Source organism: Mesorhizobium sp. M2A.F.Ca.ET.046.03.2.1 (assembly GCF_003952425.1).
Classification (GTDB): Bacteria; Pseudomonadota; Alphaproteobacteria; order Rhizobiales; family Rhizobiaceae; genus Mesorhizobium.
In genome coordinates this window covers 140,401-155,179 of the sequence record NZ_CP034449.1, presented here as the reverse complement: position 1 = coordinate 155,179, position 14,779 = coordinate 140,401, and the positions used below count along the sequence as shown (strand labels likewise).

Genomic DNA, 14,779 nt, shown 5'->3' with positions numbered 1-14,779 from the left:
GTCCCCCTCGGACTTGGTCCGGGCGCAGCCGGACACAGGCGCTAAATTAGCATGTCGCGTCAGCGATGATGAGTGTGGCGCTTCACATTCGCGTATAGTTCGCCCTCGTATCGCCCGCATGTCGCGGCCCGCAGTCGTTTGAATCAATTTGCCAAGGCGGCGTGCTAGAGGATTGTCACGACTCGGATTTTCGACAGGATCGCCATGCCGCAGCCGCTGAAAATCGCCATCGCCGGCGCGCTCGGTCGCATGGGCAGGCAGATGGCGGAGACCGTCGCCGCCGATCCGCGGCTGCAGCTCGTCGCGCGCTTCCATCGGCCGGGCAGCGCGGGCGAGGGATTGGTCGAGCGCGACGAAGCGCTGGCGCTTGCCGACGTGGTGATCGACTTCACCACGCCCGCGGCGTCCGCCGAACTGGCCAAAGCCTGCGCGGCGCGCGGCGGTCCGCCGCTGGTGATCGGCTCAACCGGTTTCACCGCCTCGGAGTTGGCCGCAATCGCCGAGGCGGCAAAGACAATCGCCATCGTGCGCTCCGGCAGCTATTCGCTCGGCCTCAACATGCTGACCGGCCTGGTCGAGCAGGCCGCGAGGGCGCTTGGGCATGATGACTGCGACATCGAAATCCTCGAAGCGCATCATCGCTTCAAGGTCGACGCGCCGTCGGGCACGGCGCTGATGCTGGGCGAAGCGGCTGCGCGCGGACGTGGCATTGAACTGGACGATGTGGCCAGGCGCGCCCGCGACGGCCTCGTTGGTCCGCGCGGTGCCGGCGAGATCGGCTTTGCCGTGCTGCGCGGCGGCGGCATCGTCGGCGAGCACAGCGTGAGCTTCCTTGCCGAAGGCGAGACGCTCACGCTTTCGCATGCCGCGGGCGATCGCTCGATGTTCGCGCGCGGCGCCATCGCGGCGGCGCTCTGGGTCGCCCGGCGGCCGCCCGGCGAATACGATATGCGCCATGTGCTGGGCTTTGGCGCCGTCTGACCCGCTCGTATTGCAGGATTTCGTTTCAGCAGCCGTCAAAACGGCTGAAAGCCAGCTGAAAGCTTGGCCATGCCATGACAGTTTTGTGGCGTTCGCCACATGAGCGGCTGGGAGTGGCCGCGAGGAGGAAATGCGGCGCGCTGCGTCGCCCAGTGGAGGAAGTTACGTGACCCGTCTCATCTCTAAACGCGTCCTGCGGTCGGCGCTGCTGACGCTTGCCATGGTTGGCGCTGGCGCATCGGCGGCCTCGGCTGCCGACAAGATCACCATCATCGTCGGCGGCATGGAAAAGCAGATCTATCTGCCGGCCGTGCTTACCCAGCAGCTCGGCTACTTCAAGGATGAGGGGCTTGACGTGGAGTTGGTGAACTCCCGCGCCGGCGTCGAGGCCGAGAACGAATTGCTGGCCGGCGCGGTGCAGGGCGTCGTCGGCTTCTACGACCACACCGTCGACCTGCAGTCGAAGGGCAAATACATCCAGTCGATCGTGCAGTTCAGCCAGGCGCCGGGCGAGGTCGAGCTGGTCTCGGCAAAGCACCCCGAGATCAAGTCGCCGGCCGACTTCAAGGGCGCGACGCTCGGCGTCACCGGCCTCGGCTCCTCGACAGATTTCCTCACCCAGTATCTCGCCGTTCGCAACGGCCTGAAGCCCGGCGACTACACGCTGCTTCCGGTCGGCGCCGGCAACACTTTCATCGCCGCGGTCAAGCAGGACCAGATCCAGGCCGGCATGACCACCGAGCCGACCATTGCCAAGCTGCTCCAGACCGGCGAGGCCAAGGTGTTGGTCGACATGCGCACGCCCGAGAAGACCAAAGAAGCGCTGGGTGGCGACTATCCGGCGGCCTCCTTCTACGTGCAGTCGAGCTGGCTTGAGGGTCACAAGGACGAGGCGCAGAAGCTCGCCAACGCCTTCGTCAAGACGATGAAGTTCATCGCCGGCCATTCGGCCGAGGAGATCGCCGACAAGATGCCGAAGGACTATTACGCCGGCAACAAGGACCTTTACGTGCAGGGCCTCGCCGGCGGCAAGGCGCAGTTCACGCCAGACGGCCGCATGCCTGCCGATGGTCCTCAGACGGTGCTCAAGGTTCTGTCGACCTTCTCCAAGAGCCTGCAGGGCAAGCAGATCGACCTGTCGAAGACCTACACGACCGAGTTCGTCGACGCGGCCAAGTAGGCGCCGGCAGGCGAGGGCGGACGGATCCGTCCGCCCTGAAAAACAAGGACTTGCGCCGGCTGCCTGATTCAATCCGGCAGCTGCGCCTTGAGATGCCGGCGAGCAGGCCACCGGCCCGAGCCGCCATTCTCGCATCACCACCACAGGAGTGTGCCATGCAATCGCAGACCATGGCTGCGGAGAAATTGTCTCCCGCCGCGCCGCCGGCCGATGCCGCTATAGCCATTGACGATGTGACGCTGCGCTTCGTCACGCCGGACGGCCACATGATGACGGCGATCCGCGATTTCACCATGACGGTGGCGCGAGGCGAGTTCGCCTGCGTCGTCGGCCCGACCGGCTGCGGCAAGTCGACCACGCTTAACCTCGTCACCGGTCTCTTGCGTCCAACGACCGGCAATGTCCGCGTCATGGGCAATCCGGTCACCGACATCAGCCGCGACATCGGCTTCGTCTTCCAGGCCGATGCACTGTTTCCCTGGCGCAGCGTCATCGACAATGTCGCTGCCGGTCCGCTCTTCCGTGGCACGCCGAAGGCGCAAGCCTATGAGAAGGCGCGCGACTGGATCGGCCGCGTCGGACTTTCGCGCTTTGAGAAGCATTACCCGCACCAGCTCTCGGGCGGCATGCGCAAGCGCGTGGCGCTGGCCCAGACCTTCATCAACCAGCCCAAGATCCTGCTGATGGACGAGCCGTTCAGCGCGCTCGACATGCAGACCCGCACCGCCATGCAGGACGAGTTGCTGGGCCTGTGGTCGGGACTCAAATCCTCCGTCGTCTTCGTCACGCATGATCTGGAGGAAGCGGTGGCGCTGGCCGACAAGGTCTATGTGCTGACCGCCGGTCCGGGCACGGTGAAGAGCGTCTACCGTATCGACCTGCCGCGCCCCCGCGTCATGGCCGACATCCGTTACGACCCGAAATTCATCGAGATCGCCAAGGTGATCTGGAACGATCTGCGCGAGGAAGTGCAGCTCGGCCAGAGCCGTGGCTTTCAGACCGGCCATTGAAAGGGGAAGCAGCATGACCGCCATCTCTCCTACCGAACAGGCTGCCATCCGCGCGACCTCGATCGTCGCCGCCGAAGCGCAGGCGAGGGTGCGGCTGCGCAAGCGCCATGCCTTGGTTATCGGCCTGCGGCTTGCGATCCTCGTCGTCTTCCTTGGCCTGTGGGAACTTTGCGCCGATTACAGCATCATCGACCCGTTCTTCTTCTCCAGCCCGTCGGGGATATGGGAGCAGATCTGGTCCTGGGTCACCGAGGGCACTTCTCAGGGGCCGCTCTGGCTGCAGATCTATGTGACGCTGGAGGAAACGTTCCTCGGCTTTGCCATCGGCGCGGTCGGCGGCATCGTGGCGGGCATCATCCTCGGCCGCAACAAGCTGCTGGCGGATGTCTTCTCGATCTACATCAAGATCGCCAACTCGGTGCCGCGCGTGGTGCTGGGCTCGGTCTTCATCATCGCGCTTGGCCTCGGCATGGCGTCCAAGGTGGCGCTGGCCGTCGTCATGGTGTTCTTCGTCGTCTTCGCCAACGCCTTTCAGGGTGTGCGCGAGGCCGACAGGGCGATGATCGCCAACGCCCAGATCCTCGGCGCCTCGCCGATGCAGATCACGAGATCGGTCATCATTCCTTCGGCGATGAGCTGGATCCTCGCCAGCCTGCATGTCTCGTTCGGCTTCGCCCTTGTCGGCGCGGTCGTCGGCGAGTTCCTCGGCGCCAAGCAGGGCATGGGCCTCCTGATCTCCACCGCGCAGGGCGCCTTCAACGCCAATGGCGTCTTCGCGGCCATGATCATCCTGGCGGTGATGGCGCTGGTGGTGGAGTTCCTGATCACCCGCTTCGAGAACTATGTGGTGAAGTGGCGCCCGGCGCCATTCAACGAGCAGGGGACGTGATCGATCGCCGCACACCATCATGGTTCGATGTTTGGTGTGCGGCCTTGCCTAAAGTGTATGACAAAGTCATGCACCAGTGCTATATCAAGGGGCATCGAGGAGACGGTCATGCGAAACTCCCAACCCCTGACGATCACACTGCCGCTCGAAATGGCGCAGATGGTGAAAGACAAGGTGGCCTCGGGCGAATACGCCACCGAAAGCGAGGTCATCCGTGATGGCTTGCGCACGCTTGCGGCGCGTGATGCGGCGGTTGAACCTTGGCTGCGCGAGGAAGTCGTGCCGATAATGCGGGATGCGCGCGCCCGTCCCGAGAAGCTGTTGACGGCCGAACAGCTGCGCCGCAATCTCTCTGAGCACATCAACGCGATCGCCGCTAAACCGCGCTCCGGTGCATGAAGTACCAGGTCAGGTTCCACGCTGCCGCCGAGCGAGACATTGCCGAACTGCTGAACCAATTGGCGCCTAAAGCCGGCGTGGAAACGGCATTGCGCTTTGTCGGAGGTCTCATCGACTATTGCCTCGACGTCGCGACATTTCCGGAGCGTGGCATGCGTCATGACGAGATCGCCCCGGGGTTTGCGTACGGTGGGGTGGCGCCGGCGCGCGACGATCGCGTTTGAAATCGTGGATGACAAAGTGATCATCCTGCGGATTCTTTATGCGGGTCGTACGCTCGAACTGCCGGACGAAGAATCGGAACACTGACGCGGCCAGTGGCCTCACGCCAGCGGCAGCCGCACCTCGACCTTGAGCCCGCCGCCGACGGCGTCGCCAAGCGTGACGCTGCCGCCGGCATTCTCGACCACCTCGCGCACAATGGCGAGGCCGAGGCCGCTGCCTTCCTCGGTCGCGCCGGCGAGGCGGTAGAAGCGCTCGAAGACATGCTCCCGCTCTTCAGGTGGGATTCCCGGACCGGCATCGCTCACCATGAGCACCGCCTCGCCATCCAAGGCGGCGAGCCTCACAGTGACGCTGCCGCCTGGCCTGGAATAGCGCAGAGCATTGTCGACCAGGTTGACGATCATCTCGCGCAGCATCGTGCCGTCGCCGATCACCGGCACCGGTCCGTTCTCATCGAGGCCGAGGTCGATATCGCGCTTGATCGCCGCCGGCGCCTGCGCTTCCAGCACCTGGCGGGCGGCTTCGGTGAGGTCGATACGGTCGGCGCGCGGCCGCCGGCTGCCGGGTTCCGCTCTCGACAGCGTAAGCAGCTGTTCGGCCAACCGCGCCAATTTGCCGGAACTCGTCTGCAGCGCCACCAGCGCCTCCTGGCGCCGGTCGGCCTTGGTCTCCCGCAACGCATAGCTTGCCTGTGTCGACAAGAGCGCCAGCGGCGTGCGCAGCTGGTGCGCGGCATTGGCGATGAAGCGCCGCTGCGCCGCCATCTGCGCCCGCACGCGCTGCATATAGGCGTTGAGCGCTTCGATCAGCGGCCGGATCTCGCTCTGCGCGCCCGGAACCTCGACCGGCTCGAGATCGCTGCGGCTGCGCGAACGCACGGCGTCGCGCAGCCGGATCAGCGGCGCCAGCCCGCGGCGCAGGCCGAGCAGCACGAACACGCCGGCAATAGCCACCAAGGCAAGCTGCTGGGCGAAGGCGCTGAGCCACAGCCGCTTCACCATCGCGTCATGGCCGGCGAGCGTGACGCCGACCGTGACCTTGATGGGCGAATCCGCGCCGGCGCCGATCACCGCATGGCTGAGCGTTGCCAGGCGCAGCGGATGATCGCGATAGGAGGCTTCGATGCTGTTCCGCTCCGACGCCACGGGCAGGTCGGGGTAGCCGGTCAGCAACCGTCCGCCGGCGGTCTCGACGCGATAATAGACGCTGTCGCGGTCGCCTGTGTCGAACATCTCGATCGCCGCCGGCGGCACGATGGCGTCGAGCACGCCGTCGGCCATCGCCACCTGCTCTGCGATGGCGCGCGCCGAGCCTACCAGCATGCGGTCGGTGACGAGGTCCGCCGTCGCCAGGGCGTTGCGCTGGCTGGTCCACAGATTGATGGCGGCCAAACCGGCCAGCGGCAGCACCACCCAAGCCAGCAATTGGATCCGAAGGCTGCCGATCCGAAGACTGCCGATTCTCATGGCGCCGGATCGTCGTGACGCAAGAGGTAGCCGAGGCCGCGCAAGGTGGCGATCTGGACGCGCGATCCCTCGAGCTTCTTGCGCAGCCGGTGCACGTAGATCTCGATGGCGCTTGGGTCGGCGTCGGTGTCGAAGTCGTAGATCGCCGCCGAGAGCGCCGCCTTGCTCGCCGTGCGTCCGGCCTTGACGACCAACTGTTCCAGCACCGCGTGCTCGCGCGGCGTCAGCGACAGCGTCGCGCCGGCAAGCGAGAACAGGCGGGTGTTGGTGTCGAAGACGAGGTCGCCGCAGGAAATGACCGGCGCGGTGCGGTCGTTGGCGCGGCGCAGCTGCACGCGGATGCGCGCCTCCAGCTCCTCGATCTGGAAGGGTTTGGCCAGATAGTCATCGGCGCCTTCGTTGAGGCCCTTGACCCGGCCGTCGAGGCTGGCATTGGCTGTGAGCACGATCACCGGCACCGGGTTGCCGCGCGCCCGCAGCCTTTTCAGCACTTCCATTCCGCCCATGCGGGGCAAGGCAAGGTCGAGGATGATCAGAGCGTGATCGCCGGCGGCCAAGGCATGCTCGACATCCTCGCCGTCATGCACGACGTCGACGACATAGCTCGCCTGGCGCAGCGTCTTGCTCAGCCAATCGGCCAGTTCGCGATTGTCCTCGACAAGCAGCAGCCGCATCGTTCGTTCGCTGTTTCCTCCCAACGGCGCCGACCTTCGCCGAGGGTGGCGGGCGGCGTCCGAATTGGTTCCCTGAGGCAACCGATAGTATCGATCCGCCCGCAAGGCAAACGCGGTTTCCCGGCGGCCGCCATCCCGGTCATGATGCCTGCGGGGCCGCTTGCCCGGTCGTGCAAGTGATAAAACCGAACCGTTCGGTTCAATTAATGTTGACGGTTCGTGTAGCCATGGTGAACGCTGGCAGGTCCCGTCAGATTGGCATCTCGACGGGTGATCGCCGTAACCTATTGATACAAACGATAAGAGTCTGGCCGCTTAGCCTTCCATGCAATTTCAAGATCGAACCGAACGGTTCGGTTCACAACTTTACGTGATTGGAAATGGCAACGGGGCCGACCCATTTCGGGGTGGTCCGAGCGACGCGAATTTCCATCACGGCACGCCACTAGACGGACACGACTTTTGAGATCTGGAGTACCTGAAATGAACAAGATTGCTTTTGCCGCTGCTGCCCTCCTCATCGCCACGAGCGGCGCTTTTGCCGGCAGCGACCATTACGGTTCCGACAACGTCAATCAGCCGGCCGTGACCGCTCCTGCGGGCAAGGTCGACAACACCATCACGGGTTCGATCCGCAAGTTCGAGCAGCGCGACCTCCACATCACGCCTGATCAGAACCAGCCGGAATCCGGCCAGGGCATCTGGGGCCGCTAAGCGGCTCCCGTCCCCATCAATCCCAACCTCAATTCTTAAATCTGGAGTAACTCAAATGACCAAGATCGCTCTTACCGCTGCCGCCCTTCTCGTTGCCACCGGCGCCGCTTTCGCCGGCTCGGACAACTATGGTTCGGCCAACGCCAACCAGCCGGCCGCTTCGGTCGACACCTCGTTCACCGCTTCGGTCAAGAAGTCGGACGCGGATGCCCAGAAGCCGATCGTCACGGGCGCCAACCACGACCTGTTCGGCAGCCATTAAACGGATCTGTCCTCGACAGACCTCAAAGCGGCGGGCTTGTCCCGCCGCTCTGTTTTTGTGGAGCCGGCTATCCGTTGGCCCGGGCTTTTCCGTGCGTCGACCAGGCAATTTGCGCGATCCCCGTCGCGGAAGCCGAAATCTTGATCGGGAATAAATCCGGACTGTTCCGGGTCTTGTCGGCAGCGGGCCATCCTCCCAAGGCGCCGCCGATGAAACGACAGGACAAGGAACATTGAGATGAACAGGACCGCATTCGTCGCGGCTGCCATGCTCGCCGCTGCCATGGGCAGCGCCTCTGCCGGCAGCGACCATTACGGCGCCGACGGCGCCAAGCAGCCGGCCGCCAGCGCCGATCACATGATGACCAGCTCGATCCGTGAGCGCGGCACGGCGGATCACCAGGCTCCGGTGACGGCCGCAACCAGCCGGACCGTCGTCGACATCATTGCCCGGCACAACGACGACGGCCTGTGGGGCCGCTGACGCCGCTTCGATCCCCCAAAGACCTCCACATTTTTAACGAAAGGAACTTTTGCAATGACCAGGATCGTCCTTACCACCGCAGCCATACTTCTCGCCATGGGTTCTGCCTTCGCCGGCAGCGATCATTACGGCGCGGACAACGTCAACCAGCCGACCGCCGGCGTCGATCGCGGGCTCACCGCCTCGGTACGCAAGCACGAGCCCGCCAAGCCTACCAATGTCGACACCTCGATGACCACCGGATCGGCGCCGTCGCAGGCCTGGCATGATCCGGGCCAGGGCATCTGGGGCAATTGAGGTTTAACGTCTCAGGCTTTGCCAAAGGCGGCGGGCTTGCTCCGCCGCCTTTGTTTGCGGCGGGAGATTGGCAGCTTCGGGGTCTACTCCAAATCCCTCGGCCTGACGAGATGCGTCAGCCGAGCGCCGCCGAAATCCAGATTCGCCCAGTTGCCCTTTACTGTAAACCGCGCGAGCGCCGCCGTCGGAAACTTCGCTTCGATCTTCTTGAAAACGCTCTCATCCGACCCGGCGCCGGCCAGCCGCAACACAAACTGCTGGAGGCCGGGGTTGTGGCCGATCACGAGCAGGTTGGTCGCCTTGACCTGCCGCACGTGCGCCAGGATAGCGCCGGCCTCCGCCTCGTAGAGCTCTTCCGCGAAATCCGCGGACACATGCTTCGGCAGCTCCTGGGCGACCAACCGCCAAGTATCGCGGGCGCGCAGCGCCGGCGAGACCAGAGCCAGATCCGGCAGCCAGCCACGCCGCGAAAGCTCGCGCCCGATCAGCGGCGCGGTCTTTTGCCCGCGCGGGGCGAGCGGCCGGTCGAAATCGGCAAGCTTGGGGTCATCCCAGCTCGACTTGGCGTGGCGTAAGATAAGCAATTGTCTCGCGGGCATTGTTCAGGACCACGATTGCTTGTCCAGTCGGGCGCGGGCCTTCTGCTTGATCTCGTCGATGTAGAAGGGGGCAAACGGGCCGCTGCCTAATCTGTCGATCCAAGCCTTACGCAGCCGGTCCGTTTCGGTTTGACCCAGGGGTTGGCTCCGCAGTTCAGGGGTAAGCGCCATGCTGCAATTCCCGGCCAGGGCCCTACGGCGTGATCCGCGCCAGATGCTCGAGGTCGGTCTCCTCGCGCAGCGGGTCCGGCGCCATCACGACCGAGCTTGCGTTCTCTGCATCGTCGGCGAAATGGGCAAGCACGGTGTGGCCCTTTTCCATGCTCGCCTTGCCCTCGGCGACGAGGCCTAGCGCCAGCGGATAGAGCCGATGCTCGGCCTTCAGCACGCGCGCGGCAAGCGTGTCCTCATTGTCGCCGACCATCACCGGCACGGCGGCCTGCGCGATGATCGGGCCGTCATCCATCTCCGGCGTGACGAAATGCACCGAGCAGCCATGGATGCGCACGCCCGCGCGGATCGCCCGCGCGTGCGTGTCCAGCCCCTTGAAGGCGGGCAGCAAAGCAGGGTGGACGTTGACCATGCGCCCCTGCCATTTCTCGACGAGGCCGCGGCCGAGGATGCGCATATAGCCGGCAAGCGCCACGATCTCGGCGCCGAAGCCGGTGAGCGCGGCGTCGAGCGCGGCGTCATAGGCATCCTTGCTCGCATGGTCGGCGCGCTGGATCACCTTGGTGGCGATGCCGCGCGACTGGGCGATGCCGAGGCCGGCGGCGTTCGCGCGGTCGGAGATCACGCCGACGATCTCGGCCGGATAGCTTGGATCGGCGGCGGCCGCGATCAGCGCCGTCATGTTGGAGCCGCGCCCTGAGATCAGGACGACCGTGCGTTTCCTGCTCATAGGCCGATCGAGCCCCTGTAGATGACGCCGGCGTCGCGGCGCGGCACGATCCGGCCGATCGGCGTCACCGTCTCGCCGGCTTCCTGCAGCACCGCCGCCACCTGCGCCGCCTGGCCGGAGGCGACGGCGAGGATCATGCCGATGCCGCAATTGAAGGTGCGCATCATTTCTTCCGGCGCGACGCCGCCGGTCTTTGCCAGCCACGAGAACACCGGCGGCGCGTCGATCGCCTCGAGGTCGAGCTCGGCCGAAAAATCCTTGGGCAGCACGCGCGGGATGTTTTCCGGGAAACCGCCGCCGGTGATGTGGGCCAGCGCCTTGATGCCATGCGTGTTGCGGATAGCCTTCAGGATCGACTTCACATAGATGCGCGTCGGCTCGAGCAGCGCCTCGGCGAGGCTGAGCTCTTCGTTGAACGGCGCCGGATCGCTCCAGGCAAGACCGCTCGCCGCCACGATGCGGCGCACCAGCGAAAAACCGTTGGAGTGCAGGCCGGAGGAGGAAAGGCCAAGCAGCACGTCGCCTTCGACGATGTCGTCTGTGGGAAGCAACTGGCCGCGCTCGGCCGCGCCGACCGCGAAACCGGCAAGGTCGTAGTCCTTGTCGTGATACATGCCGGGCATTTCGGCCGTTTCGCCGCCGATCAGCGCGCAGCCGGCTTGCTGGCAGCCCTCGGCGATGCCGCCGACGATCGCGGCGCCCTGGTCCGGATCGAGCTTGCCGGTGGCGAAATAGTCGAGGAAGAACAGCGGCTCGGCGCCCTGCACGACGATGTCGTTGACGCACATGGCGACGAGGTCGATGCCGATCGTGTCATGCTTGCCGGCATCGATGGCGATCTTGAGCTTGGTGCCGACGCCGTCATTGGCCGCGACCAGCACCGGATCGGTGAAGCCTGCGGCCTTGAGGTCGAACAGGCCGCCGAAGCCGCCGATCTCGCCATCCGCGCCCGGCCGGCGCGTCGCGCGCACCAGCGGCTTGATCTTCTCGACCATCAGATTGCCAGCATCGATATCGACGCCCGCCTCGGCATAGGTGAGCCCGTTCTTGCGCTTGGCCGGATCGCCCTTGCTCATCGTCGGCTCGTCCCTGTTTGTCATTGCGGGCTCTTCGCATGAATGGTTTCGGGGAGCAAGGATGACGCGCAGGTGAGTGATGTTGTTTCCGAGGAAAGTGCGGGGTTGATTGGCGAAAGCCGAGACCAGTGCCAATCTCCCGGGGAGATGTCCGGTAGGTCAAAGGCGTGTCCGCCAACTCTGCGATTATGGCAGTCAAACTTCCTCTAGAATGGGTGCTGCCGTTTCATCCACCCACATACGCCCCTGGGGAACACCAACCTCCTTTCCCACGGTTCGTCCTTGCGATGCCAAGCCCTGCTGTTGGTAAAACGCATATTGAACGCGCGTTGGATGCTCGCGGCTGCTGGCCGGATGTCCTTCCTGGACATCGCGCCAAATCGAACCCCAGTCGGGTTTCCAGATTTCGACGAATCTATGGAATAGGGCGAGCAGGACTTCCGCCCCAAAAGGCTCGGCCCCTGCCATGCAGTTAAGCTCCAGACAAGCATTGTTCTGACTGTCTCGTGACAGATACTCGGAATACGCCCCGCAATGGATCGACGTTGACGCTTCCACGTTTCCCCGGCGCTGGTTCCAGAGGGAGACGCGGTAACCCAATTCCGGAATGGGTTGGCGCGGGGCGATGTCCGTCTTGTTCTGGCCTTTCTCCAGCAGGTGCTGCAGGTTACTGGCTGCCGATGTGTCGATAGGTTCGGACGCCATCGCCTTTTTAAGAGACCTTCCCAGCGGAGCCCAGCTAGCGAGTCTTTCGTCGGCAATAGCCAATGCTCGGAAATGCGCTTGAAGTTGTGGGATCGAATCCTTGGCTGTCCGTTTCCTTGGACCCCAGTAAACGTTGATGTTGACCGCCATGTGCGCCTCCCGTGGCATGCAGCCTATCAGCTTCCCTGCAGGTCTGTTGGTCCAAAAGTCGGCGTTCCTTCGCGCCCCCTCTGGCCTGCCGGCCATCTCCCCACGAGGGGAAGATCGGCAGTTCCTCACTTGCGCCAATCTCCCATCTCCCTCATCTTTTTCCCAACAAAAGACACGACGGGACATCACGTGACCCTTCCCAACATGATCACGATCATGCGGCTGCTGCTCGTGCCCGCCGTGGTGCTGGCCATGCTGCAGTCGCTTTGGGGCTGGGCTTTCGCCGGCTTTCTCGTCGCCGGCATCTCCGACGGCGTCGACGGCTTCATCGCGCGCCGCTGGAACCAGTCGTCCCGCCTGGGCGCCTATCTCGATCCGATCGCCGACAAGCTCCTGCTTGTCTCGGTCTTCGTCGTCATGGGCTTCGCCGGCGAACTGCCGCTCTGGCTGGTGGTCATGATGGTTTCGCGTGACGGGCTCATCGTCTGCGCCGTGCTCCTGTCCAGCGTGATGAGCAATCCGGTCGAGGTGAAGCCGCTCTTCGTTTCGAAGGCCAACACCGCCGCCCAGATCGTGCTGGCGGCGCTGGTGCTGGGCGAGCTGGCCTTTGCCGTGCAACTCGGCCCACTGCGGACCGCGCTCATATTGCTGACCGGGGTCTTGACCGTGGCTTCGGCCGCGGCCTATCTCGTGGCTTGGCTAAGGCATATGAGCGGCTATGGCGAAGGCTCCCGAACGAGCAACTCCCAGAACGACGTCACTAAGTCGGGCAACACCAAGTCGGGCATCGGCAGATCGGGCGGCTCCGGCACGGACGCCTGACCACGATGGCGCCGTGATCGCCGCGGACGATAGCTCCGGCGCGCTTCGTCGCCAGGTCTTATTCTGGCTCGCGACGGCGGTTCTGCTGGCGCTGTTCCTCTATGTCTTCTCGGGCATCCTCCTGCCTTTCGTCGCCGGCATGGTGCTCGCCTATTTCCTCGATCCGGTTGCCGACTGGCTGCAGCGGCTCGGCCTCTCGCGCCTTATGGCGACGGTGGTCATCCTGATCGCCTTCATCGTCGTCGTGGTGCTGGCCTTCGTCATCCTGGTGCCGGTGCTGGCCACCCAGATGGCCGATTTCGCCCGCAAGCTGCCGGAATATCTCACGCGCCTGCAGTCGCTGCTCACCAGCTTCGACCCGAAATGGCTGGAGCAGCGTTTTGGCGTCAACGCCGCCGGCCTGCGCGACGGGCTGAACTCGCTGTTGACCTCCGGTTTCAGCCTGCTCACCACCGTCTTCACCTCGATCTGGAGCTCCGGCGTGGCGCTGGTCTCGGTGGTCAGCCTGTTCGTCGTCACCCCGGTCGTGGCCTTCTACATGCTGCTCGACTGGGACCGCATGGTGGCCGAGGTCGACGGCTGGGTGCCGCGCGACCATGTCGAGACGGTGCGCGCGCTTGCCCGCGACATCAACACCGCCACGGCCGGCTTCGTGCGCGGGCAGGGCACGCTATGCCTTGTGCTCGGCGCCATGTATGCCACCGGGCTGACGCTGACCGGATTGAACTTCGCCATCCTCATCGGCTTCTTCGCCGGGGTGATCTCCTTCATCCCCTATGTCGGCTCGCTGACCGGGCTGGTGCTGGCCATCGGCGTCGCCTTCGTCCAGTTCTGGCCGGACTGGACCATGGTGGTGCTGGTTGCCTGCGTGTTCTTCGTCGGCCAGTTCATCGAGGGCAACATCCTGCAGCCCCGACTGGTCGGAAAGAGCGTCGGCCTGCATCCGGTGTGGCTGATGTTCGCGCTGTTTGCCTTCGGCGCGCTGTTCGGCTTCGTCGGCCTGTTGATTGCCGTGCCGGCCTCGGCGGCGATTGCCGTGCTGGTGCGCTTCGCCATCGCCCGCTATCTCGAATCGCCGCTCTACAAGGGTCACGCCACAGGGCCCGTGCCGCCATTGCCGGCCGATCGCGGCGGCGGCCACCGTTCGAAGCGGGGCTGACATGGCTGCTCAGCCAGCAGATACGCCGCGTCAGCTGCCGCTCGATCTCGGCCACGGCACCGGCTATTCGCGCGACGAGCTCGTCGTGTCGGGCACCAACGCGCAAGCCGCATCGCTGATCGACCGCTGGCCGGACTGGCCGTCGCCGGTGGTCGTGCTGGCCGGGCCGCCCGGCTCGGGCAAGACGCATCTCGCCCGGATATGGCAGGAGCGGGCGCATGCCGTCGCCATCGAGCCGGGCCGGATCGGCGAGCACATCGCCGGCCTGGGCATGAGGCCGGCGCTCATCGACGACGTCGACAAGACGGCGATCGATGAGCAGGGCCTGTTTCACCTGATCAACGAAGTGCGCGGCGCGGGCTCGACGCTGCTGCTTACGGCGCGGCGTTTCCCCTCGGCCTGGCGCGTCACGCTCCCCGACCTCGTCTCGCGGCTGAAAGCGGCGGCGACGATCGAGATCCACGAGCCCGACGATCTGCTGCTTGCCGGCGTCATCACAAAGCTGTTCGCCGACCGCCAGGTCGAGGTCGAGCCGCATGTGGTGCAATATCTGGTGCGCCGCATCGAGCGTTCGCTCGGCACCGCCATGCGTGTCGTCGAGCGCCTCGACCGCGCCGCGCTTGAGCGCAAGACGCCGATCACCCGGGCGCTCGCGGCGGAGACGGTCAGCGCTATGGACGAGGGGCAGGGCGAGTTCGATATCTAGGCCTTTCCCTTCTCCCCTTGCGGGAGAAGGTGGCCGCTAAGCGGCCGGATGAGGGGTGCTCCAGGGAAAGCCGACGTCTCA

General features: G+C 64.9%; 20 protein-coding genes. 13 read left to right on the top strand and 7 right to left on the bottom strand.

Annotated features, from left to right (window positions below; all coding sequences use genetic code 11):
• Nucleotides 1–204: 204 nt before the first annotated feature.
• The 6 genes from dapB to EJ072_RS00875 all read left to right on the top strand — a co-directional run bounded on the left by dapB (nt 205) and on the right by EJ072_RS00875 (nt 4,683).
• Nucleotides 205–981, top strand: a complete 777-nt coding sequence (dapB, locus tag EJ072_RS00900; protein ID WP_126078180.1) for a 4-hydroxy-tetrahydrodipicolinate reductase — start codon at nt 205–207, stop codon at nt 979–981.
• 220 nt (nt 982–1,201) lie between these two features.
• Entirely contained in the window at nt 1,202–2,161 is a 960-nt protein-coding gene (locus tag EJ072_RS00895) for an ABC transporter substrate-binding protein (protein ID WP_189343322.1), read from the top strand.
• A gap of 155 nt (nt 2,162–2,316) precedes the next feature.
• Entirely contained in the window at nt 2,317–3,171 is an 855-nt protein-coding gene (locus EJ072_RS00890) for an ABC transporter ATP-binding protein (RefSeq protein WP_126078179.1), read from the top strand.
• A 13-nt stretch (nt 3,172–3,184) separates the two neighbouring features.
• Nucleotides 3,185–4,060, top strand: a complete 876-nt coding sequence (locus tag EJ072_RS00885) for an ABC transporter permease (RefSeq protein ID WP_126078178.1) — start codon at nt 3,185–3,187, stop codon at nt 4,058–4,060.
• A gap of 108 nt (nt 4,061–4,168) precedes the next feature.
• Complete coding sequence (locus EJ072_RS00880; RefSeq protein ID WP_126078177.1) at nt 4,169–4,459, top strand: type II toxin-antitoxin system ParD family antitoxin; 291 nt, start codon at nt 4,169–4,171, stop codon at nt 4,457–4,459.
• Nucleotides 4,456–4,683, top strand: a complete 228-nt coding sequence (locus tag EJ072_RS00875; protein WP_126078176.1) for a type II toxin-antitoxin system RelE/ParE family toxin — start codon at nt 4,456–4,458, stop codon at nt 4,681–4,683. Before EJ072_RS00880 ends, EJ072_RS00875 begins: the two co-directional genes overlap by 4 nt.
• A 99-nt stretch (nt 4,684–4,782) precedes the next feature.
• On the opposite strand, the gene EJ072_RS00870 is transcribed toward EJ072_RS00875, so the two are convergent.
• Together EJ072_RS00870 and EJ072_RS00865 are read right to left on the bottom strand one after the other, a co-directional pair.
• Complete coding sequence (locus tag EJ072_RS00870; protein WP_126078175.1) at nt 4,783–6,150, bottom strand: sensor histidine kinase; 1,368 nt, start codon at nt 6,148–6,150, stop codon at nt 4,783–4,785.
• Nucleotides 6,147–6,824 (bottom strand): response regulator, encoded by a 678-nt coding sequence (locus EJ072_RS00865; RefSeq protein WP_126078174.1) that lies wholly within the window; start codon nt 6,822–6,824, stop codon nt 6,147–6,149. Before EJ072_RS00865 ends, EJ072_RS00870 begins: the two co-directional genes overlap by 4 nt.
• 483 nt (nt 6,825–7,307) lie before the next feature.
• Here EJ072_RS00865 and EJ072_RS00860 point away from each other — a divergent pair, with 483 nt between their 5' ends.
• The 4 genes from EJ072_RS00860 (at nt 7,308) to EJ072_RS00845 (ending at nt 8,580) form a co-directional block, all read left to right on the top strand.
• A complete protein-coding gene (locus EJ072_RS00860) occupies nt 7,308–7,538 on the top strand; it encodes a DUF680 domain-containing protein (protein WP_126078173.1) in 231 nt (76 codons plus the stop codon).
• A gap of 55 nt (nt 7,539–7,593) precedes the next feature.
• On the top strand, nt 7,594–7,800 hold the full coding sequence (locus EJ072_RS00855; protein ID WP_126078172.1) for a DUF680 domain-containing protein: 207 nt from the start codon (nt 7,594–7,596) through the stop codon (nt 7,798–7,800).
• Between the two features lie 237 nt (nt 7,801–8,037).
• A complete protein-coding gene (locus EJ072_RS00850) occupies nt 8,038–8,283 on the top strand; it encodes a DUF680 domain-containing protein (protein ID WP_126078171.1) in 246 nt (81 codons plus the stop codon).
• Nucleotides 8,284–8,337: 54 nt separating this feature from the next.
• Entirely contained in the window at nt 8,338–8,580 is a 243-nt protein-coding gene (locus EJ072_RS00845) for a DUF680 domain-containing protein (protein ID WP_126078170.1), read from the top strand.
• Nucleotides 8,581–8,663: 83 nt separating this feature from the next.
• Here EJ072_RS00845 and EJ072_RS00840 read toward each other — a convergent pair whose 3' ends face one another.
• The 5 genes from EJ072_RS00840 to EJ072_RS00820 all read right to left on the bottom strand — a co-directional run bounded on the left by EJ072_RS00840 (nt 8,664) and on the right by EJ072_RS00820 (nt 12,011).
• A complete protein-coding gene (locus EJ072_RS00840; protein ID WP_126078169.1) occupies nt 8,664–9,179 on the bottom strand; it encodes a histidine phosphatase family protein in 516 nt (171 codons plus the stop codon).
• Between the two features lie 3 nt (nt 9,180–9,182).
• Entirely contained in the window at nt 9,183–9,350 is a 168-nt protein-coding gene (locus EJ072_RS00835; RefSeq protein WP_189343185.1) for a hypothetical protein, read from the bottom strand.
• Nucleotides 9,351–9,372: 22 nt separating this feature from the next.
• Nucleotides 9,373–10,080 (bottom strand): phosphoribosylglycinamide formyltransferase, encoded by a 708-nt coding sequence (gene purN, locus EJ072_RS00830; RefSeq protein WP_126078168.1) that lies wholly within the window; start codon nt 10,078–10,080, stop codon nt 9,373–9,375.
• Nucleotides 10,077–11,156, bottom strand: a complete 1,080-nt coding sequence (gene purM / locus EJ072_RS00825) for a phosphoribosylformylglycinamidine cyclo-ligase (protein ID WP_126083446.1) — start codon at nt 11,154–11,156, stop codon at nt 10,077–10,079. The genes purN and purM overlap by 4 nt, the downstream gene beginning before the upstream one ends.
• Before the next feature lie 195 nt (nt 11,157–11,351).
• A complete protein-coding gene (locus EJ072_RS00820) occupies nt 11,352–12,011 on the bottom strand; it encodes an Imm52 family immunity protein (protein ID WP_126078167.1) in 660 nt (219 codons plus the stop codon).
• Between the two features lie 189 nt (nt 12,012–12,200).
• On the opposite strand from EJ072_RS00820, the gene EJ072_RS00815 reads away from it, so the two are divergent.
• Genes EJ072_RS00815 through hdaA form a run of 3 tightly spaced genes read left to right on the top strand, consistent with a single transcriptional unit; the run spans nt 12,201 to nt 14,698 of the window.
• The gene (locus EJ072_RS00815) at nt 12,201–12,833 is read left to right on the top strand and encodes a CDP-alcohol phosphatidyltransferase family protein (protein ID WP_126078166.1); all 633 of its coding nucleotides are present in this window, start codon (nt 12,201–12,203) and stop codon (nt 12,831–12,833) included.
• A 13-nt stretch (nt 12,834–12,846) separates the two neighbouring features.
• Nucleotides 12,847–13,992: an AI-2E family transporter gene (locus EJ072_RS00810; RefSeq protein WP_126078165.1), complete on the top strand. Its 1,146-nt coding sequence runs from the start codon at nt 12,847–12,849 to the stop codon at nt 13,990–13,992.
• Nucleotide 13,993: 1 nt separating this feature from the next.
• Nucleotides 13,994–14,698, top strand: a complete 705-nt coding sequence (hdaA, locus tag EJ072_RS00805) for a DnaA regulatory inactivator HdaA (protein ID WP_126078164.1) — start codon at nt 13,994–13,996, stop codon at nt 14,696–14,698.
• Nucleotides 14,699–14,779 lie beyond the last annotated feature (81 nt).